Source organism: Pedobacter miscanthi, assembly GCF_032678605.1.
Lineage (GTDB): Bacteria > Bacteroidota > Bacteroidia > Sphingobacteriales > Sphingobacteriaceae > Pedobacter > Pedobacter miscanthi_A.
The window spans coordinates 35654-57794 of record NZ_JAVTSU010000029.1 but is presented as its reverse complement, the minus strand read 5'-3'; the positions used below and the strand labels follow the sequence as shown (position 1 = coordinate 57794).

15 protein-coding genes are annotated in these 22141 nt (G+C 40.2%); 10 read left to right on the top strand and 5 right to left on the bottom strand.

Annotation, left to right across the window (positions count from 1 at the left end):
• Window positions 1–132: 132 nt before the first annotated feature.
• From R2R28_RS27240 to R2R28_RS27225, 4 genes are all read right to left on the bottom strand, one after another.
• Complete coding sequence (locus R2R28_RS27240; RefSeq protein WP_316828821.1) at window positions 133–963, bottom strand: aldo/keto reductase; 831 nt, start codon at window positions 961–963, stop codon at window positions 133–135.
• Between the two features lie 1291 nt (window positions 964–2254).
• Window positions 2255–3688, bottom strand: a complete 1434-nt coding sequence (locus R2R28_RS27235) for an efflux transporter outer membrane subunit (RefSeq protein ID WP_316828820.1) — start codon at window positions 3686–3688, stop codon at window positions 2255–2257.
• The gene (locus R2R28_RS27230; protein WP_316828819.1) at window positions 3681–6851 is read right to left on the bottom strand and encodes an efflux RND transporter permease subunit; all 3171 of its coding nucleotides are present in this window, start codon (window positions 6849–6851) and stop codon (window positions 3681–3683) included. The genes R2R28_RS27235 and R2R28_RS27230 overlap by 8 nt, the downstream gene beginning before the upstream one ends.
• Before the next feature lie 23 nt (window positions 6852–6874).
• Entirely contained in the window at window positions 6875–7957 is a 1083-nt protein-coding gene (locus R2R28_RS27225) for an efflux RND transporter periplasmic adaptor subunit (RefSeq protein WP_316828818.1), read from the bottom strand.
• Between the two features lie 841 nt (window positions 7958–8798).
• Between R2R28_RS27225 and R2R28_RS27220 the strand changes: the two genes are divergently transcribed.
• The 5 genes from R2R28_RS27220 (at window position 8799) to R2R28_RS27200 (ending at window position 12935) form a co-directional block, all read left to right on the top strand.
• On the top strand, window positions 8799–9407 hold the full coding sequence (locus R2R28_RS27220; RefSeq protein ID WP_316828817.1) for a hypothetical protein: 609 nt from the start codon (window positions 8799–8801) through the stop codon (window positions 9405–9407).
• A 98-nt stretch (window positions 9408–9505) separates the two neighbouring features.
• A complete protein-coding gene (locus tag R2R28_RS27215) occupies window positions 9506–10243 on the top strand; it encodes an AAA family ATPase (protein ID WP_316828816.1) in 738 nt (245 codons plus the stop codon).
• A 132-nt stretch (window positions 10244–10375) separates the two neighbouring features.
• Window positions 10376–10933 (top strand): hypothetical protein, encoded by a 558-nt coding sequence (locus tag R2R28_RS27210; protein ID WP_316828815.1) that lies wholly within the window; start codon window positions 10376–10378, stop codon window positions 10931–10933.
• Window positions 10934–11138: 205 nt separating this feature from the next.
• Complete coding sequence (locus tag R2R28_RS27205; protein ID WP_316828814.1) at window positions 11139–12152, top strand: S41 family peptidase; 1014 nt, start codon at window positions 11139–11141, stop codon at window positions 12150–12152.
• A gap of 174 nt (window positions 12153–12326) precedes the next feature.
• Window positions 12327–12935, top strand: a complete 609-nt coding sequence (locus R2R28_RS27200; protein ID WP_316828813.1) for a Crp/Fnr family transcriptional regulator — start codon at window positions 12327–12329, stop codon at window positions 12933–12935.
• A 159-nt stretch (window positions 12936–13094) separates the two neighbouring features.
• Here the strand turns inward: R2R28_RS27200 and R2R28_RS27195 are convergent, their stop codons facing one another.
• Entirely contained in the window at window positions 13095–13847 is a 753-nt protein-coding gene (locus R2R28_RS27195) for a metallophosphoesterase family protein (RefSeq protein ID WP_316828812.1), read from the bottom strand.
• A 639-nt stretch (window positions 13848–14486) separates the two neighbouring features.
• On the opposite strand from R2R28_RS27195, the gene R2R28_RS27190 reads away from it, so the two are divergent.
• From R2R28_RS27190 to R2R28_RS27170, 5 genes are all read left to right on the top strand, one after another.
• Entirely contained in the window at window positions 14487–17819 is a 3333-nt protein-coding gene (locus R2R28_RS27190; protein WP_316828811.1) for a TonB-dependent receptor, read from the top strand.
• A gap of 52 nt (window positions 17820–17871) precedes the next feature.
• Window positions 17872–18654 (top strand): S1/P1 nuclease, encoded by a 783-nt coding sequence (locus R2R28_RS27185; RefSeq protein WP_316828810.1) that lies wholly within the window; start codon window positions 17872–17874, stop codon window positions 18652–18654.
• 7 nt (window positions 18655–18661) lie between these two features.
• Window positions 18662–19933 (top strand): ectonucleotide pyrophosphatase/phosphodiesterase, encoded by a 1272-nt coding sequence (locus R2R28_RS27180; protein ID WP_316828809.1) that lies wholly within the window; start codon window positions 18662–18664, stop codon window positions 19931–19933.
• Window positions 19934–19939: 6 nt separating this feature from the next.
• Window positions 19940–20854 carry a glycerophosphodiester phosphodiesterase family protein gene (locus R2R28_RS27175; protein WP_316828808.1) on the top strand — a complete coding sequence of 305 codons (915 nt, stop codon included), beginning with the start codon at window positions 19940–19942 and terminating at the stop codon, window positions 20852–20854.
• Between the two features lie 109 nt (window positions 20855–20963).
• Complete coding sequence (locus R2R28_RS27170) at window positions 20964–22115, top strand: AraC family transcriptional regulator (protein ID WP_316828807.1); 1152 nt, start codon at window positions 20964–20966, stop codon at window positions 22113–22115.
• The last annotated feature ends 26 nt before the right edge of the window (window positions 22116–22141 follow it).

The window sequence follows — 22141 nt, the reverse complement described above, 5'->3', positions numbered from 1 at the left end:
CTTTTGGCAGATTTATCAGCTCCGCTCTCAATGAAAAATTCTAAAAAATGGTCGTCATTTCCCGCGCAGTGGCTAAAAAACAAAAATGCACACCAATAAAATCTGTTTTTATCTGTGTGCATCCGTGGTAAATTACTTTGTTAAAAGCTCAAATTCTTCATCTGTTAACTCAATTTCTGAAGCTTTTAAATTTTCTTTTAAATGGGTTACCGATTTTGTTCCTGGGATTAAAAGAATATTCGATGATCTTTTGAGTAACCAGGCTAAGGCAATCTGTGCGATTGTGGCATCATGTTTTTCGGCGATTGCTTTAATGCTATCTTCTAATTTATCCGGACCAGAAGCCAGAGGAAACCAGGGAATAAAAGCAAGCCCTTGTTCGGCAGTAAAATCGAGTACACCCTCCCATTGCCGATTTCCTAAATTATATAAATTCTGAACCGAAACAATCGGCAAGATATCCTGCACCTGTTTAATCTGTTCGATGGTTACTTCCGAAAGACCAACATATTTTATTTTACCTTCTTTTACAGCTTCTACTACCGGCGCGAGGGTTTTAGCTACATCCACATTTGGATCGATGCGGTGCAATTGCCATAAATCAATGCAATCTACTTTTAAGCGCTGTAAACTGCTCTCAATATTTTCTTTAATATTTTCTGGCGAACCGTTTGGCACCCAATTATTAGGCCCAGGCCTGTTAAAACCACCTTTGGTAGCAATAAGCAGATCCTGTTTGTATGGATGCAGGGCATCAGCAATTAAAGACTCATTAAACTTTGGCCCGTAAGCTTCTGCAGTATCAATAAAATTAACGCCATTTGCTACAGCTTCCTGTAAAACCTTTATCGCGTTATCGCGATCTTCTACTTCGCCAAAAACGCCGTTACCCGTTAATTGCATGGCCCCATAACCTAAACGGTTAATTTCAAATTCACCTAATTTAAATGTTGTATTTCCCATTTCGTTTTAGATATGATGATTATTTATATGATAAAGATAACCCTAAGCAGCTGGCATTGTTTGTGAAATGGATTTTATGATAAACAGATGAACAAAAACAGCATTTAATAGATACTAACCGATGCGGCCAGATTAATTTAGTTTATCAGAACGATTTAAATAAATTTCAAGCATTGCTACCTGGTGTTTGTAAAATCAAAAAAGGCCTTGAATACTATTTAAAAGTACCTTCGAAGACCAATTTGGTGTTCCGAACTAGAAAAAAGCCCTTCCGAAGGGCAAATTGCTCTTCCGAAGTACTAAGCAGGAGCTCAGAGGAGCAAAAAGGTAGCTCCGAAGGGCAAATTGCTCTTCGGAAGTACTAAGCAGGAGCTCAGAGGAGCAAAAAGGTAGCTCCGAAGGGCAAATTGCTCTTCCGAAGTACTAAGCAGGAGCTCAGAGGAGCAAAAAGGTAGCTCCGAAGGGCAAATTGCTCTTCTGAAGTACTAAGCAGGAGCTCGAAGGAGAAAAAAGGTAGCTCCGAAGGGCAAATTGCTCTTCCGAAGTGCTAAGCAGGAGCTCAGAGGAACAAAAAAGCCCTTCCGAAGGGCAAATTACTCTTCCGAAGTACTAAGCAGGAGCTCAGAGGAGTAAAAAGGTAGCTCCGAAGGGCAAATTGCTCTTCTGAAGTACTAAGCAGGAGCTCGAAGGAGAAAAAAGGTAGCTCCGAAGGGCAAATTACTCTTCCGAAGTACTAAGCCGAAGCTCAGAGGAACAAAAAGGTAGCTCCGAAGGGCAAATTACTCTTCCGGAGTACTAAGCCGGAGCTCAGAGGAGCAAAAAGGTAGCTCCGAAGGGCAAATTGCTCTTCCGAAGTACTAAGCAGGAGCTCAGAGGAACAAAAAGGTAGCTCCGAAAGGCTATGGTGAACTTATAGATTTCTCGGCTGCGCTTGAAATGACGACCGCGTAGGATATTGTGCTTAGTTTGCGCTCGTTTCCAAACGAGTGCAAGAATGGTTTTACGATTTAATCGTTAGAAATGAGCGCTGGCAGATTTCGCTGCCCTATCAATGAAAGATTCTAAAAAATGGTCGTCATTCCCGCGCACGGGGCAATCTTAATGCAAACTGCAAGCCCTACCAAGGCATTACGATTGCCAGTCGAGCTGGCAATGACGATTTTACGCGCTGTCATTATCCCTCAGCATGACAAAAAACAAAAGGCTGCCCCAGTTTGGAACAGCCTAATCGAATATAAGGATAATATGACTTAAAAGGAATGTACTTACTTAAATGGGACTTGGTGTTTACTTAGTTCCATCCGCCACCAAGGGCATGATAAATATCTACAACAGCGTTTAATTGCTGTTTTTTGGTTTCAATAAGTTCTAATTTTGATTGTAAGGCATCACGTTGGGTCATCAAAACCTCAAAATAATCTGCTCTTGCGGATTTAAACAAATCGTTCGAAATATCGATCGATTGTGTAAGTGCGGCTACCTGTTTTGATTTTAAATCGTAACTTTTTTGCAGGTTACTGATTTTCGAGAGCTGATTGGCCACTTCGATATAACCATTCAGAATGGTTTTTTCATAATCAAAAACGGCTTGTAGCTGTTTCGCGTTTGCAGAAGAATATTCTGCTTTTATAGCGTTTCTATTGATCAACGGTCCGGCTAAATCTCCGGCTAAGGAATAGATCAGGGATTCTGGCGTTCTTAACAGATAAGATGGATTAAATGCCTGGTAACCAATGTTTGCAGAAATGCCTAATGAAGGATAAAACTGAGCCTTGGCTACTTTAACATCTAGTTTAGCAGCTGCAAGTTCGAATTCGGCCTGTTTAATATCCGGACGGTTAGCCAATAACTGCGATGGTAAACCTGCCTGCACGGTTGGTGGTACCAGATCGGTAAAACTAGATTTATCCCTGATCACCGGCTGAGGAAAACGACCTAACAGAAAATTAATTTTATTCTCGGTTTCGGTAATGTTTTGCTGAATATCAAACTCCAAGCTTTTCGAGCTTAATACTTCAGCCTCAAACTTGCGTACGGCAAGTTCGTTAACCCTGCTCGCCTGTTTTTGGATTTTCATCAGTTCTAAAGCATTTTTCTGCAACTCAATGTTCTTTTTCACTGTTTCCAACTGATTATCTGCAGCTAATAACTCATAATATGAATTGGCTACTTCAGCAATTAAATTGGTGATGACGAAATTTTTGCCTTCAACGGTTGCCAGATAATGACTCACAGCGCCTTTTTTTGCATTGCGCAATTTGTGCCAGATATCGGCTTCCCAATTGGCCTGTAAACCAAAGTGATAATCGGGCAATACCTCAGGTACTTCTTTACCGGGAGTAATTTCTGTTGAAGCATCGCCGGCCCCCGAGCTGGTATAACGGCCAACTTTATCAAAACCTGCCCCCACACCATAACTTACACTTGGCAAAAGCTCTCCTTTTTTAGCTTTGATCTCGTTTTTCGCAATCTCAATATCCTGAAGGGTGATATTCAGCTCCTGGTTATTTTTTAGTGCTGTATCGATCAGGTTTACCAGATTTGGATCGGTAAAAAAATTACGCCATTTAATGCTGGCTGTGCTTACGGTATCCTGAGAGCCATTAAAGCTCACAGGTACGTTTTTATTTTCGGAGCGTTGGGCCACTTCTGGCAATTTACAGGCGGTATATGCAGCGCATATCAACACCAGTACAAGGCTTTTATAAAGATTCTGTTTAAACATTATTCTCAATTTCTTCAGTTAACGGATGTTCTTCTTCAATTTTGATCAGCTTGTGTTTTGCTGCAATTGTTCCGAATATATAATACAGTCCCGGGATTACAATTACTCCGAAAATGGTACCGAAAAGCATACCACCTGCAGCAGCCGATCCGATGGTACGGTTACCAATCTTACCTGGGCCGGTTGCAATCATCAAAGGGATTAATCCTGCTATAAAGGCAAAGGAGGTCATTAAAATTGGACGGAAACGCACTGTAGCACCTTCCATGGCCGCCTTAAATACCGTTGCCCCCTGTGCGTGGCGCTGTGTGGCAAACTCCACAATCAACACGGCATTTTTACCGAGTAAACCGATCAGCATCACCATGGCTACCTGTGCATAAATGTTGTTTTCCAATCCCAATAATTTAAGGAACAAAAAGGCTCCAAAAATACCCGCCGGTAAAGAAAGGATTACTGAAAGTGGCAAAATGAAACTTTCATATTGTGCAGCCAAAACCAAATACACGAAACCTAAACAGATCAGGAAGATATAGATTGCTTCGTTACCTCTTGATACCTCATCTTTAGAAATACCTGCCCAATCGATACCAAAACCCCTGGGCAATGTTTTCTTGGCAACCTCTGTAATCGCTTTAATGGCTTCACCAGAACTATAACCCGGTGCCGATTGTCCGCTGATCTCAGAAGCATTGTACATATTATGACGGGTAATCTCCGATAAGCCATATACTTTACGCATTTTGATAAAGGCCGAGAAAGGCACCATCTCATCGCGGTCGTTTTTAACCGATAGTTTTAAAATATCCTCCGGCAAAGCCCTGTATTGAGGCAAGGCCTGTACAATTACCTTGTATTGACGGTCGTATTTAATAAAGCTGGTTTCGTAATTACTACCCACAAAGGTTGATAGCGTGTTCATCGCGTTATCGATACTTACTCCTTTTTGCTGCGCAATGTCATTGTCAACATCCAGCATGTATTGAGGGAAACTGGCACTGTAAAAAGTAAATACAGATGAAAGCTCTTTACGTTTGTTCAACTCGCGTACAAAATCGTTGGCTACGGTTTCCATTTTTTTATAATCGCCGCTACCTGCTTTATCCAATAAACGAAGCTCGAAACCGCCCGCTGCCCCATAACCCGGAACTGCCGGTGGCTGGAAGAACTCGATGGTTGCACCCGGAATTGATTTTGATTTTTCTTCAAGTTCTTCGATAATCTCTACTGCCGAATGTTTACGTTCGCTCCAATCTTTCAGGTTAATCAAACAGGTACCTGAGTTGGATCCCGTACCTTCGGTAAGGATTTCATAACCAGCTAAAGATGAAACCGATTTTACGCCATCAATGTCTTCGCACATTTTCTGCAGTTTCTCTGCAATCTGGTCAGTACGCTCTAAAGTAGATCCCGGAGGGGTTTGAATAATCGCATAAACCATCCCCTGATCTTCGTTAGGGATAAATCCTGATGGCACACTTCCACTCAGTGCCCAAACACCCAAACAGAAGGCAATCAATACCCCAAAAGTTAATAACCTCCGGCTTACCACTTTGCTTAATACCAGTTCGTATTTACCCGAAAGTTTATTAAAACCATTATTAAAACCATCCAGAAAACGGTCGATCAGGGTTTTCTTTTTCGCTGTACCATGATTATTCTTCAACATAATGGCACATAAAGCCGGTGTGAGGGTTAAAGCTACAATACCCGAAAGGATAATCGCCGTTGCCATGGTAATGGAAAACTGACGGTAGAAAATACCCACCGGACCCGACATAAATGCCACCGGAATAAATACCGACGCCATTAAGAAGGTAATGGCGATAATTGCCCCACCAATTTCTTTCATGGCCTGTTGCGTGGCCTTCAATACCGAAAGATGCCTGTCGTGCTCCATCTTGGCGTGAACCGCCTCGATTACCACAATCGCATCATCTACCACTACCCCAATGGCCAAAACCAGGGCAAATAAGGTAATAAGGTTGAGCGTGATGCCGAAGAACTGCATAAACACAAAGGTTCCGATTAAGGATACCGGTACGGCAATAGCCGGAATAAGTGTTGAACGCCAGTCGCCAAGGAATAAGAACACCACTAAACCTACCAAAATAAAGGCTTCTACCAGGGTATGGATTACTTTTTCGATAGATGCATCCAGGAATTTAGAAACGTCGTAACTGATTTCGTAATCTAAACCTTTTGGAAAGGAAGCCGCTTTAATTTCGGCCATTTTAGCTTTAACATCTTTAATAACCTGGCTGGCATTACTACCATAAGATTGTTTTAAAACGATCGCGGCAGATGCTTTTCCATTTAAGGTAGAATATAAATTGTATGCAGAAGCACTAAAATCTACATCGGCCACATCTTTTAAGCGGAGCAATTCGCCATTAGGCGTAGCCCTCACCACAATATTTTCGTAACCTTCTTTGGTATTAAAACGACCAGAATATTTCAGTACATATTCAAAAGCCTGCGAGCGTTTACCCGAACTCTCCCCTGTTTTACCTGGCGAAGCTTCTAAACTTTGCTCATCAAGGGCTTTCATTACTTCATCAACCGAGATTTTATAAGCCTGCATACGGTCGGGTTTTAACCAGATACGCATCGCATAATCCCTGTCGCCCAAAATATCTGCAAAACCTACACCATCAACCCTTTTCAGTTCCGAAAGTAAGTTGATATCGGCATAGTTATACAGGAAGTTCTGGTTCATTTTAGGGTCTTTACTATACAAGTTGATGTACATCAACATGTTCGACTCTTCACGGGTAATTTTTACCCCTTCACGAACCACCAAAGGCGGGAGTTTGTTGGTAACGGCCGCTACACGGTTTTGTACGTTAAGCGAAGCCTGGTTAGGATCGGTACCGAGGTTAAATACCACCTGAATTGATGCTTCACCATCGTTACCGGCATCAGAAGCGATGTATTTCATGCCGGGTACACCGTTAAGTGCACGCTCCAGCGGAATAACCACCGATTTAATTAATAATTCGTTGTTAGCTCCAGGGTACTCTGCCGTAATATTAACTTTAGGCGGAGAAATGGATGGGAATTGTGTAACCGGCAGGTAGCTGATGGCCAACACACCCAGAAACACAATAATAAGCGATATTACGATAGAAAGGACGGGCCTTTGTATGAATTTACTAAACATAAAATAAGTATGGAGGGTTTAGATTATTCTGTTTTTAATCTCAATTGTTTCATCACATCCTGAGGCTGCTGGAATTTAAAGGCGATTTTATCATCGTCTTTAACTTTTTGTACGCCTTCAAGTAAGATTTTGTCTTCCACCGTGATGCCGTCGCCGATGATGTATAAGTCAGGTAATTCGCCTGCAATGGTAATGGCCCTTGAGTGGACTTTATTATTCTTATCGATTACAAAAACGTAGGTTTTATCTTGGATATCGTAAGTTGCTTTTTGTGGAATAACAATCGCATTTTTTAAAGGAACAACCATTTGTATTTTACCCGTTTCGCCATTTCTCAACAGTTTATCGGAATTATTGAACCTGGCCCTGAAAGCAATATTTCCGGTTTCGTTATCAAACTCGCTCTCGATTACCTCCACTTTACCTTTCGATTTAAGCAATTCGTTATTGGCCAATAACAAACTCACCTCTTGCTGTCCTTTTGCTTTTGCAGCACTCTGATAGTTTAAATATTCAGGCTCTGATACATTGAAATAAGCAAAAACCTGACTGTTATCTGAAAGGCTGGTTAATAAAGCACCTTCATCTACCAAACTTCCAAGCTTTAAAGGAATACGATCGATGGTGCCATCAAACGGCGCCCTGATTTCGGTATTGGATAAGTGGAATTTTGCCAGTGAGGTTTCGGCATTTGCCGATTGCAGTTTAGCCTTCGCCATGGCCAGTTCGTTTTTAGAAACGATGTTTTTATCAGAAAGTAATTTGGTATTCTCCAGCTCAATTTCTGCCGATTTGGTTTCGGCCTGTGCTTTTAATAATTCAGACTGCGCCGCTTTAGGCATAATTTTAAATAGAATTTGACCAGCTTTTACATGCTGACCTTCATCTACATAAATGTTTTGAAGGTAACCCTTTTCCTGAGCCCTAACTTCGATATTGCGCACAGATTTGATCTGCGAAACATATTCTTTGGTAAAGGAAGTGTCCATTCTTAACGCGGTGGTTACCGCATAAGTGGCTACTTCTTCTTTTTCTTCTTTTTTCGAGGTACAAGCCGTTACGTAAAGCAAAGCACTCAGGCCCAGGCATATTACAACTCTTTTCATTTTTCTTTGTTGAATGGTTAAATCTGATTTATTTTTTCTCTAATTAGTTTAGCTGAGCAGCCTTTTTACGATATAAGCATTTACAACCGCGGTGCGGTGCCTACTTAATCTCAATAAATGGTGGTTACTCAACGATTTAATTCGATAGCGAAATAAATACAGATTTATGAAGTTTAAATGAAGTTGAAATTCATGTTTTACTTATGAAAAACGCCTTTTAGCAGGTAAACAGGTGATTTATAGGTATAAATAAATAATTTGAAGTAGTTTTTGCCCTGTTATTTAATTAATTAATCTTTTTTATTGATAAAAAGAGCTTTTTAAGCAGAAAATCCGGTTTACATACTTCCTTATTTTTTTTTAAACAAATGGGTATTAAGTAAGTTTTATGACTGTTAAACTACAGATTCAATTAGTCATTTTGAGCGTAGCGAGCATCCGGCAACACAAATTCACATCCCATATTTTATCAGAGCGTAGCATCCCGTCATCATAAAATTCTCTCTGTATAACCCATTGTTCACAAACGATAAAATCGTAAAGCTATTTCTGCACTCGTTTGGAAACGAGCGCAAGCGAGACTGTTAAACTACAGATTCAATTTGTCATTTTGAGCGTAGTGAGCATCCGGCAACACAAATTCACATCCCATATTTTATCAGAGCGTAGCATCTCGTCATCATAAAATTCTCTTTGTATAACCCATTGTTCACAAACGATAAAATCGTAAAGCTATTTCTGCACCCGTTTGGAAACGAGCGCAAGCGATCGAAGCTAATGATTCTCAATGTTTATGGAATCTCACCTATAAAACCATCATATCTTAAAACTAAACCACTCCATGGAAAAAAAATCCTTTGCCTTCATTTACTTTTTGATAGTCTTATTGGCTTCGGGCTGTAATGCTATTAATGACACGAAACAATGGGATGATGCACACCTCGACCCGGGATTGCCCAAAAAAGTTATTTACGGTGAGATGAACACGAGAGAGGAAGTTTATTCTTTTTTCGAAAAACCAGATGGATCTAAACGGACCAGCGATGTAGCCTATTTCCGTTACGGCAAACACGAAAAGCAAGACGCTGCTTTTGCAAAACTGAACAACTGCCGCGCCTACTACTATTCAAAATCGGATACTTTGTCGATCAGGATTGGCATAAGCGATGGCTTTACAGGACAAGGATTAAATATCAGATACAAAAATAAAAAGTTTAATGCCGCTGCATATCAATTTACAGATTTAATTATTGAAGGAGAAACTAAACCAATGCAAAAAGTAATCCATCAGAAACTAATACTAAATAAATTAAATTATAAGGTTGGAGATAGTTTGTTTGGAAGAATTGAACTGAAATCTATTGACATTAATGATCGGGGCGATACCGTTTTAAACGTGGCTAATGGAAATTTCAGGACCAAGGTAAAGAGCATGATTATTGAGGAATAATTTTTTAAAAGTTGTTTGAATAAGTATTTCCAAATTATGCGCCCGTAGATATTCCATTGATTATATTCGTAATATAAAAAATTCACTATAAACTTCAAATGCCTTTTTTATCACAGATACTTTTACAACGAATGGTACCCGGTGTAAGTTATACCTCACAGATTCCTAGTTTGTGTGAAGGACTACAACTTAGTTTAAAAAGCAATGTAACGTTTTTTGTAGGAGAAAATGGGTCAGGCAAATCTACCTTGCTCGAAGGGATTGCAGAAAAGTGCGGCTTTAGCCTTAAAGGCGGTAACCGTAACCATAACCTCAATACCGGTTATCGTTTTGAAGGTTACGAATCGCCAATAACACAGCTATTAGCGCTAACCTGGACACCCAGGAGGATAAACGACGGTTTCTTTATGCGGGCTGAAAATTTTTTCAACTTTGCCAGCTATATTGATGAACTGGCAAGGGAAGATAACCGCATTTTAGATGCGTACGGTGGTCGTTCGCTACACGAGCAATCGCACGGAGAATCTTTTCTATCGCTCTTTAATAACCAGTTCGAATCGGGTATTTACATCCTTGATGAGCCTGAAGCAGCCCTATCGCCAGCGAGAATTCTGGCTTTTATATCGGTTATTAATCAATTGGAACAGAGCGGCCGCGCCCAATTTATTATTGCCACACACTCACCCATACTCATCTGTTATCCTGGAGCCAGCATTTATCAGTTTGACGATGATGGCATATCAGAAATCGGTTACGAGGATACGGAGCACTTTACGCTAACCAAATCATTTTTAGATAATCCACAGCTTTACCTTCGCCATTTAACAAATAGTTAAAGCAGTAAAACCAGTCAATGCAAAAAAAATAACAACCTAAAAATAAAACACTTAGCAACAAACATTGTATTTATTTAAACGATAATTACCCATCACTGTAAGCAAGCCTTACCTTTGCAAAAAAATACCATAATGAACAGTACCCATTCAAAAGCGCTCGAACTTGTTGTAGGCATCATTAAAGATACCATAAGCGATATTAAAATCGAAAACACATCTGCTAACACCGCCACTTTAAAAGACGGGAATGCGACTATACAATTAACACAACAACCAGGCGAAAGCGGAGATAAGGAAACGGTTGTGATCCTTGATCCAAAAGACATTATTTACAGTGAAGACCTTCTTCCGGAACTAAACGACCTTACATCGGTTACGGTAGTGATAAACGGTTTGGATATAGAAACACACCTCGTTTTTCAGGCCGTTAGAGATTGTTTTGACCAGATCAGCAACAGCTACGAATTTTTGAAAACCTTTGAAAAAGATGTAATCAGAATTAAATGCGGGTTTAAATTTGGAAGTCATGCCTTTGTACTGAATATCCTGAATGAAAAAGACCAGATTATCTTAAGTGCAGAATTTGCGGCTTCATTTGATGCTGCTGTTAGAAAAACAGTTGAAACAGATGTAATTAAAGTCCAGAAAGCCATTAATAAAATGGTTAAGGAAGATGGTAATCTAGGTTAACCTGGTACCTAAAATAATTAAATAGCCTTATGGCAAACATAGGGCTATTTTAATCCTTTACCGTCAACCGCTTTGGGTTACTAAAAACCTAAGTAACTCCTTTTATAGACGAATATATTAAACCACTAGTGCCGATAGGCTAGCTTATAGGGGTCTACTTTCATCAAACGTGCAACCTTAGGCCCGTTTTCAGCGTCACCACCATATGAAAAAAGCCTTAGTGATCATCCTCTTTCTTTTATTTAATCATCTTTTACTTCGTGCACAAACCATTGATAGCGTAAGGATTTTCCTAGATAAAAGTCTGGAAACAATCCAGTTAAATTCGATTAACCGTGATTCGATAGATTGGCCAGCCTTAAAGAAAAATGTATATGAAAAGGCGGTTAATGCAAAAACTTATCAGGAAGCAGCAAAGGTTTTTCCTTATATTTTTGAGCAGATTGGCGATCATCACGGCGCCCTTAAACTTGGGAAAGAAACTTACTATTGGAAAACCAATGAACCATACCTTAATCAGACGGTAAAACAAGCTGTAAAAACCCATACTCAAGTAAGCGTACAATTATTGAAAGGCAACATTGGTTATATCCTCCTGCCCGGTAACAGTGATTTTTCGGGCCAGCAGATTGATGCAGATACAAAAGAAATCAGGGCTGCAATTGCCACACTTAATGGAAAAAAGATAAAAGGATGGATTCTAGACCTCCGTGTGAATACCGGTGGAAGCATGTATCAAATGTTGGCAGGCCTTGCGCCAATTCTTGGTGATGGGAAAATCGGAAGTTTTATCAACCAGCATCAAAAAAACGATGGCAACTGGATTTTGCGCAAAGGAAATATTTACCTTGATAGTACGCAGGTTTCTAAACTTACTGAACAATTGCCTTCCATTAACCAAACCTTACCACTTGCTGTGTTAATCAGCGGAATAACAGCAAGTTCGGGCGAGGTAACCGCCATCAGTACCATAGGCCGTAAAAAAACGGTACTTATCGGCGAGCGCAGTGCAGGTTACACCACCGCAAATGAAGGTTTTAAAATAAACAAATACGCTGGACTCAACCTCGCTGTTGATTATGACGCAGACCGGAATGGAAAAATCTATAAAAGCTTTATTAGTCCTGTTATACTCATTCAGGGCGGCGACAATTTCAGTGATATTGCCCTGGATAAAAAAGTAATGGGTGCAGTGAACTGGATCAGAAAACAACATTAATTAAATATGAGCTAAAAAGCTGTATGGTGATGTTAGATTTAACTTCACAACGGAGATGCTTTGCAAGCAACCATTACCGTTTTAAGTTAAGAAAAATATTTTTTCAAAATCAAAAACCCCTTTTAGGAATACTTCGTATATGTGGCATAAACCAAACATTTATTCCCGATTCGAATGTCCCAATTTTCAGCATACCAGAATATACTTCCGCTGATCAAGTATTTTGAGCAGTATCATCCATTATCAAAAGGTTTTATTGCCGACCATGTGTTACACTGCAGAAAAGTAGGAATAAAAAAGAATAAATTTATCCTTTCCCCTATTGATCATAATGCATCGCTTTATTTTGTAGTTCGTGGCCTGGTAAGGGGATTTATTAAAGATAATGGCAAGGATATTACCACCCGGTTCAGTTTTGAAAATGAAACCATAGGTGCTATCCACCACCCTGATCATGCTACTCATCATTCTATTGAGTATTTACAGGCACTGGAAGACTCGGAGGTGATCTGCATTCCCTTTACCCTGATCGATTCGGTTTATTCGCTTTATCCTGAAGCTAATATCATTGGAAGAAAAATATTATCTCTGCAGTATTATGCGGCCTCTGAGCGTTCTATTTTAGCCAGGATCCCAAATGCGGCGACTCGCTACAAACGATTTGCCGGCACTAAACCAACAGGCGTAGATAGAATTCCATTGCGCCACCTGGCAAGCTATCTGGTGATGCGAAGCGAAACTTTAAGCAGGATAAGAAGCAAGGAAATTCGTCTGGATCAATAACATAGTTAAGCATCAGTGTTGTATCCCTGGCTACCGATGGAAAATTGGTACAGGGCTGCCGCCGCCAACAGGCGCATTCATTTTACTAAAAAAAGAAAACCGTTCGGCTAGAAAAAACACACCCTTTGAAAGATGGGAATTTATGCAGCTAAATAATATTTAAATCACCTCGGTGTATGTCACTTCAGACCTAAGTAAAAAATCACCATAAAAATCAGGGATTTCACTTTCGTAAATGGCTTTTGCCACTTTTTCGATGGCATAATCTACCTTTATAATCTCTGCCCCTACTTTTCCATCACTGATGGTTAATATGCTATAGGTTGCTTTCTGGTCTGTTTCCCTGCTCCTGCCTACAGAACCACAGTTAACCATCAGTATACCGGACTCATTTTTAATATAAGAGGCGTGTGTATGCCCCATCACCAGGGCATCAATAGTTTGATCAGGCAACATATTGATCAGCCCCTGATTTGGGTGCGTTTCATAAATATACTCGTCGTTACTCCTCGGACTGGCGTGTACCAATAGTATATTTTTTACGGCATCGCCTGTTTTAAATGAAAGTTTTAATTGATATGGCCGTTTTGTTAACCAGTTTTTATTTTCTGCAGTAATGGTTCTTTTACTCAAATTAATGGCCACATTCCGGTGAAAGGTTTCTTCCTCATTATGGTGCACCAAAGGGATAATGGGCTGATTAAAACCAATACGTTCATCATGATTTCCTAAAAGGCAGGGAATGCCTTTATTTTGGATTAATGCAATTACTTCGTTGCCCCATGGCGCAAAATCGACCAAATCGCCCAGGCAATAAATGTCGGTAATCTTTCTTTTTTCAATATCCTCTAAAATTGCTTCTAAGGCAATAAGGTTGGCATGTATGTCGCTAATGATGGCTAATTGGATCATAATCTGTTTTTCTCACTGGAGAAATATCCTGCGCGCAAAACTAAATGGTAAATAAGCAAAGTAATTGTACAGATCATTAAAATTATGGTACTTTTTGAAGAATTTGGCTCTTACTCATCTGTTTTAAAGAAAATTATCAGTTAGCGTTTGAACGAAAAAGCCGATGAAACAGGCTTTCGATGTTGACTTAACCCGAGATATAAAACGAAATAAAACACCTAAATTAATAGTCATGTACAGGTATATTTCTGTATAGAGACATCGGTTGTAACTTTACATTTACTTAACTTTCAGTTACAATACTACCTGATGTCGGATTATGTACATTATTAATTTTTCTGTCTGAATGAGCAGACGCAAACGTTTGTTTAAGAATAAGCAGAAATGTGCTTATTCTTCCTCACAAGTGCCACACACACATCCATCAATCAGATAAACAGCAAGTTACATAACGCCATAACCTTTATGTTACCTAGATAAGCACTGAATTTATCCCACTGGCAATATTGGCTTTACAATAGCGCCCGCTGTCACACCGATAATACTTTTTTCTTAATCTATTTTAACATTCGCTTAATCTGGGCTTTAACTGACAAAATGAACTTTGGCGCAACTAATTCAATAACAGATAAGATCAACATGAAAAAAATCTTTACCATTTTGTCCTTATTGTTTGCTGTGATTTCTCTGCATGCGCAGGTCACGACGGGTAATTTATCCGGAACAATAAAAGATTCTAAAACCACTCTTCCCGGAGTGACGATTAAAGCCACACACTTACCTTCGGGTACCAGTTATGTGGTAAGCACCAATGATGATGGCCGCTTCACCATCTCGAACATGCGCCCTGGCGGACCATACAAGGTAGTGGTTACCTATGTAGGTATGGATCCGAAAACCATTGAAAACATTAACCTGCCATTAGGCGACACCTACATCCTGAACCTGAACATGGGTTCAGGAGGAAAAGAACTTGGAGAAGTGAACATTAAAGGTGCCTCTAAAAACTCGGCCCTAAATGCAAGCAGAACGGGTACATCAACCAACCTGGGTAAAAAAGAGATCAACGCACTTCCAACTTTGAGCAGAAGTTTGAACGACCTGATCAGGCTTGCTCCGCAGGCTAACGGCGCATCTATTGGCGGCGGTAACTCACGCCAGAACAATGTAACTGTAGATGGAGCCGATTTTAATAATAATTTCGGTATCGGGAACAACCTTCCCGGAAACGGAAATCCGGTTTCTATTGATGCATTGGAAGAAATATCGGTAAATGTTACGCCTTATGATGTAAAACAGACAGGTTTTATCGGTGCATCCATCAATGCTGTTACGCGTTCGGGTACAAACGAATTTTCTGGTTCGGCCTACACGTATTTCAGAAACCAGAACCAGATCGGTAAAAAAGTAAGCAATTACCCTGAACTGGCCGATCCAACAGACCAGACCTACAAAACTTTCGGTGCAAGAATTGGCGGTCCGATTATTAAAAACAAATTATTCTTCTTCTTAAATGCAGAAAGAGAAAATGAAGTAAGACCTGGCCAAACACGTTTAGCAGCCACACCAGAAGCCCCTTATGGTTCGGGTATTCCGAATGTGGTCCGTCCGACGGTTTCAGAGCTGGATGAAATCAGCAATTACCTCAAAACAACCTATGGTTACGATCCGGGGATTTACCAGGGTTATCCTTCTGAAACAGAAAGAACAAACTTATTGGGAAGGTTAGACTGGAACATCGACCAGAACAACCATTTCAATATTCGTGGTAGTTATGTTAAAACCAAATCACCATCGTTTGTAAGTACTTCCAGAAGTCCGCTGGGTGCATTTCCGGGTGGAGGATCTAGAACTGGTAATACAGCACTGGCCTTTAAAAATTCCAATTATTATCAGGAGAGCAATTTATACTCCATTACAGCGGAGTTAAACAGTAAGGTGTTTAACCGTTTTGCCAATACTTTACGTTTATCGTATACCAATCAAAACGACCCAAGGAGTTCAGACAGTCAGGTATTTCCTTTGGTTGATATTTTAAAAGCAGATGGTAACTCGGCACCTACACCATTTACCACATTTGGTTATGAGCCTTTTACGTATGGAAATTTAAGGGATGTACAGGTTTATTCATTAAATGATTATGTAACCTGGTCAGTAGGCAAACACAACATTACCGCGGGTTTACAAGGCGATTATAGCATTACCAAAAATGGTTTCCAACGTTTTGGAACCAGTTATTATACTTTTAACTCGTGGGATGATTTTAAAAACGGTGCTAAACCGATTGAATTTGCGCAAACCTATTCGTTATCGCCAAATTATGAGCAGGCCTTCCCTACCTATAAATTCTGGCAGTTTTCTGGTTATGTACAGGATGAAATTTCGGTTACTGAACGTTTAAGGGTAACAGGCGGTATCCGTGCAGAATTAGGAACTTATCCTAAAATCCTGAAAGAACATCCGCTGGTATCGTTGCTTACCTTCCATGATGGTGAACATTTAAACACCGGAAACCTTCCAAAATCAAGGATTTCGATTTCTCCCCGTGTTGGTTTTAACTGGGATGTTGCTGGAGACCGTTCGATCCAGTTAAGGGGTGGTGCCGGCTTATTTGTGGGCCGTATTCCAAATGTTTGGATTGTGGCACAAGCCGGTGATGCAGGTATGTTACAAATTACCGAAACCTATTCCGGACAAAATAATACTCCTGGTCCGTTTAACCCGAATATCGGCGCTTACCGCCCAACTACGGTACCAGTCGCCGGGACGGTATTACCTAACCCGATTACGGTAATGGACAGAAACTTAAAAATGCCAGCTGCCTTTAAAACCAGTTTGGCTGCAGATTTCAAACTTCCTTATGGGATAGTGGCATCTGTTGAAGGCATTTTTAACAGGGATATCAGAACCATCCTGTTCCGTAATGCCAACCTGGTTGATCCAAAACCATTAAATGTTGCCGGATATCCTGATAACAGAATGATCTATCCGAGTGCGGCTACCGATAAATTTATCAATCCGATTTTAAACGGTTTGCCAGTGGCAAACGGTACTGTAATTGCAGGAGCTAACGCCAGACAGCCTGATGCGTTTAACGTAATTGTACTTGGAAATGCCAACAAAGGGTATTATTATTCTTTGACAGGTACTTTAAGCAAACGTTTTGATAACGGTTTTGGTGCTACGGTTTCTTACATCAGAAGCTCGGCAAAAAGTTTATACGAAGGCAGTGGCGACCAGACTTTATCAGGCTGGCAGGCTACAAGCACTGTAGACGGTGCTAATAACCCGACTTTAGGTTATTCGGGTTTTGTTTCTCCTGACCGTATTATCGCGTCTATTTATTACCGTAAAGAATTTATCAAACACCTGGGTACACAATTAACTTTGGTTTACGATGGTTCTAATGGTCGCTCATCATATACTTACTCTACCGATATTAACAGGGATGGTGTAAACGGAGATTTGATTTATGTACCAAAAGATGCTTCGGAAATTACATTTGTGCCTTTAACTGTTGGAACAGGTGCTGATGCGGTTACTTTCACCCCCAAACAGCAAAGTGATATGTTTTTCCGTTATGTTGATCAGGATAAATACCTGCGTGGCAGAAAAGGACAATATGCAGAACGTAATGCAGTAATTACACCATTTAACGGCCAGTGGGATTTTAAATTCCTACAGGATATTTTTACCAATGTTGGTGGCAAACGTAACACCATCCAGTTCAGTATCGACATCAAAAACTTTGGTAACTTATTGAACAAAGATTGGGGTATGCAAACCAATTTTGGAACAACTTCTATCCTTGTACCTACTAACGTAGCGGCCTTAACACCAGGTGGAACAACCAAACCAACTTTCCGTATCGCAACAGACAGGAACTTCCCTATCGTAAACGGCACTAAGGATGTGGTAGGTTATGCCTCTACTTACGAGATGCAGTTTGGTTTCCGTTATATCTTCAATTAATTTATTTTTTTATCAGGGAAAGCTGTAACGGCTTTCCCTATATCATTATCCCATGTTAAAAAAATTACTATTCCCTGCGCTTTTGGTCACCATTTGTTTTGCTTTAGTCTCATGGGGCGTAACTGGTCACCGGGCCATTGGTAAAATTGCCGAAAACCACCTGAGCACTAAGGCGAAAAAAGCGGTTCAGGATATTTTAGGCAGTGAGCGCCTGGCCATGGTAAGTACCTACCCTGACGAGATCAGGTCTTATGCTCAATATGCTTATACTGCACCATGGCATTATGTAAACCTGCCTGAAGGTTTAAATTACGATGATTTTAATGCTCAACTGAAATCAATGGAAAAGCCAAATATTTATAAAGCGCTTTTGCAATGTATAAGTGACTTAAAAGATGCTTCGAAAACCAAAGAAGAACATATTTTTGCACTAAAATTCTTAGTGCACCTGGTTGGCGATATCCACCAGCCGATGCATACCGGCCATTCTGAAGATTCGGGCGGTAACGGGATTAAGGTAAAACTGATGCGTAAAGAAAGTAACCTCCATGGCCTTTGGGACAGTGGTTTAATTGATTATGGAGGTTTAAGTTACCGTGAACTGGCTGCAGATTGTGATGTGGTAGAAAAAAATGAAGCAAAAACCTGGGAAAAAGATGATGTGGCAAAATGGGCTTTTGAATCGTACGAAATCAGCAAACAGCTTTATGCAGAAGCAGCAAAAAACCCAGAATTCGACTACAGTTATTACCCTGCCCATGCGGATATTGTTAAAAAACGCCTTGCCCAGGCCGGTATCCGCTTAGCGGCTATCCTGAACGAAATTTATAAATAATTACAAAATGAAAAAAATCAAATATAGCTTCTGTTTTATTGTTGCGGCTTTCCTTTTATCAACAGCAAGCCAGGTACAGGCACAAACTGATACGATAGAACACGTAGCCCAGGGGCGCAAAAATGATGCTGCTCAAATTAAAAAACCTTATGTGATTTTAATTTCGGCAGATGGCTTCCGTTATGATTATGCAGCGCGTTACCAGGCAACCCACTTACTTGCACTTAGTCAAAACGGGGTACAGGCCGAATCCATGATCCCGAGTTATCCATCGGTAACTTTTCCAAATCATTATACTTTGGTAACCGGAATGTACCCTTCGCACCATGGCCTGGTGAACAATAGCTTTTTAGACGAAAAAGCGAATGAAAAATATTCAATGGGCGCAAAAGCAAAAGTAAGGGATGGAAAATGGTATGGCGGCACTCCACTTTGGGTGCTGGCAGAACAACAGCATATGATTGCTGCAAGTATGTTCTGGGTAGGTTCTGAAGCCGAAATTAAAGGTATACGCCCTACTTACTACTATGATTATACGGAACAGATTACGGTTGATAAAAGAATCAGCATTGTTAAAAACTGGCTAAGTTTACCAGAGGATAAAAGACCTCACCTGATTACTTTTTACCTTTCAGAGCCTGACCATGCCGGGCATAGTTTTGGTCCGGATGCACCACAAACAGAAAAAGCAGTTAAAATGGTCGATTCTGTTATTTATGCCTTAACAAAAGCCATTGAGCCGCTTAATCTTCCGGTAAATTATGTATTTGTTTCTGATCATGGTATGACTGCAGTAGACCGTGAACATCCGATTGCAACGCCACAAGCCATTGATACTGCGAAATACATCATTGCGTCATCAGGCACGCTGATGGATATCCACGCTAAAAACAAAGCAGATATACAGCCATTATACGAGCAGTTAAAAGCCAGTGAAAAGGATTATAAGGTGTACCTGAAAAGCAATATGCCGGAGCATTTTCATTACAATGCAAAAGATGACCGCATGAACCGCATTGGTGATATTTTACTGGTACCTGAATGGCCAAAAGTATTTTCGAACCGCAAACCGGGTATCGGTCATCATGGTTTCGATCCATCGGTAGTAAAAGATATGCATGCTACCTTTTTGGCATGGGGCCCTGCCTTTAAAAAACAGGTAAAAATTCCATCTTTCGAAAATGTAAATGTATACCCACTGGTTGCTAACATTCTTGGCCTGAGTTATCAGGAACCGATTGATGGAAAGCCAGAGGTATTAAAACCCATTTTAAAATAAAATACAATGAAAAGATTATTATTCATTTTTATCGCACTGTTCAGTTTCAGTTCGTTATACAGTCAGCAATATGCGCTGAAATTTAAAAAGGTAGAGGAGTTTCAAAAATTTATGCAGTGGACGCCTTCACGTTATCCGCTCATCAGCTGTCACCGCGGTGGCCCTATGGCTGGATTTCCTGAAAATGCCATCGAAACCTTTGCCAACAGTGTAAAACTTCATCCTTCCATTATCGAATGTGATGCGGCCTTAACCAAAGATTCGGCATTAGTGATGATGCACGACGACCGTTTGGAAAGGACATCAAATGGCACCGGTCCTATCGGAGAAAAAACACTTGCAGAACTAAAAGATATCCTTTTAAAAGATAATGCGGGTACCGTAACTGCTTTTCGCATCCCAACCTTGGATGAAGTTTTAAAATGGGGAAAAGATAAAGTGATTTATACCTTGGATGTAAAAAGAGGTGTTCCCTATAAAAAAATGATCGAAGCGGTGCGCCGGAATAAAGCGGAAGCTTACAGCATCATTATTACCTATAGTGCCACGCAGGCTGCCGAAGTTTACCGCCTTGCACCCGATCTGATGATTTCTGCGTCAATTAGAAACATTGCTGATCTGGAACGCTTAAACCAAATGGGCATCCCTAACAACCGAATTGTAGCCTTTGTCGGAACTTCTGCACCAGAAAAAACGGTGTACGATTACCTGCATAGTAAAGGCATCTGGTGTATTCTGGGTACCATGGGTAACCTTGATAAAAGTGCAAAAGCCCAGGGCGACAAAGTTTATTCAGCGTTAATTGATAACGGCGCAGATATTTTATCGAGCGACAGGAGCACTGAGAGTGCAAATGAGCTGTTAAAATATGCTAAAGAAAAAGGATTAACGAGCAGTCATCTTGCTCCGGTAAAAAAATAAAATGAAATAGATCCGTATGATCTTCTTACGGATCTATTTTTAATAAAAAGCTGTTATTATACCTTAAAGATTTCCCCCGGATTGTTTTAGCTTTGAGCACTAAAATCCCATGCTCTTAAAATCACTTATATTTGCCGGTGCTTTACAGGGTTTATTCCTGGTTCTCTTGCTTCGTGCTAAAAAGCCAAAACCCTTGGCCGATCAATGGCTTATGGCCTGGTTAATACTGGTAAGTATACAGCTGTTTTTTTATTTAGATAGCCTTTCGATAAAGCCTGTTGCCACAAATTTTTGTGGCATTATCGCTTTTTCTATTCCTTTACTAACTGCTCCGATCCTGTTTCAGTATATTCTTAGTATTTCATCTGGTAAAGCACCACATTTAAAAACTGTGGCATTTTATGTCGTTCCCTGGTTGATTTATGTAATCCTAACCACCGCTACCGGATTAACCTATCACAACGGAATCACAGTTAGATACGGCTTTCCGCATTTCACAGCAATTGTTCCAAAGCTGCTTATTTACCTTTTTACCATGCCCATTGCAGTAATACCCGGACTTTATGCCTTAAAAGGATTACTTGTTCTCAACCGCTACCGAAAATCGCTGCCCGATAAGTATTCTTACACCGAAAAAATCAATTTAAACTGGCTTAAATGGTTAGTCATTTCTATTCTGGGTTTATTCGTGTTGCTGTTTTTATTTATCCGTTTCGGAAGGCAACAACAACTTGCGGGTACTGAAAACCTTTTCGCATATGTAGGAGCTACACTTGCGCTATATGTATTTTTTATTGGCTACATGGGCCTGCAACAGCAAAGTGCAATAGAAAAAGATAGCAATACAGCAAAACTGGAACAACCAGCTGCTTATCAGAAAACAGGGCTTGATGAAATTTCATCTGCACAACTATACTCAAGTTTACTGAACTATATGGAAGAAGAAAAGCCATATCTTAACGATGAGCTTAACCTTGCTATGCTGGCACAACAAATTGGTATAAATGCAAACCAACTTTCTCAGATCATCAACCAGCAATCGACAAAAAACTTTTTTGTTTTTGTAAATGGTTACCGCGTAGAAGCGGTTAAAGTAAAACTTCTGGATCCTCAGTTTTCGCATCTTTCTATCCTGGGTATTGCCTACGAAAGTGGTTTCCGTTCGAAATCAGCTTTTAATAGAATTTTCAAAACCCAAACCGGCCTCACTCCGCTCGAATATCAAAAACAAAATAACCTGGGTACAAGTCCTGCCTTATAAGCTGGGGCAGTAACCATCACCAAATG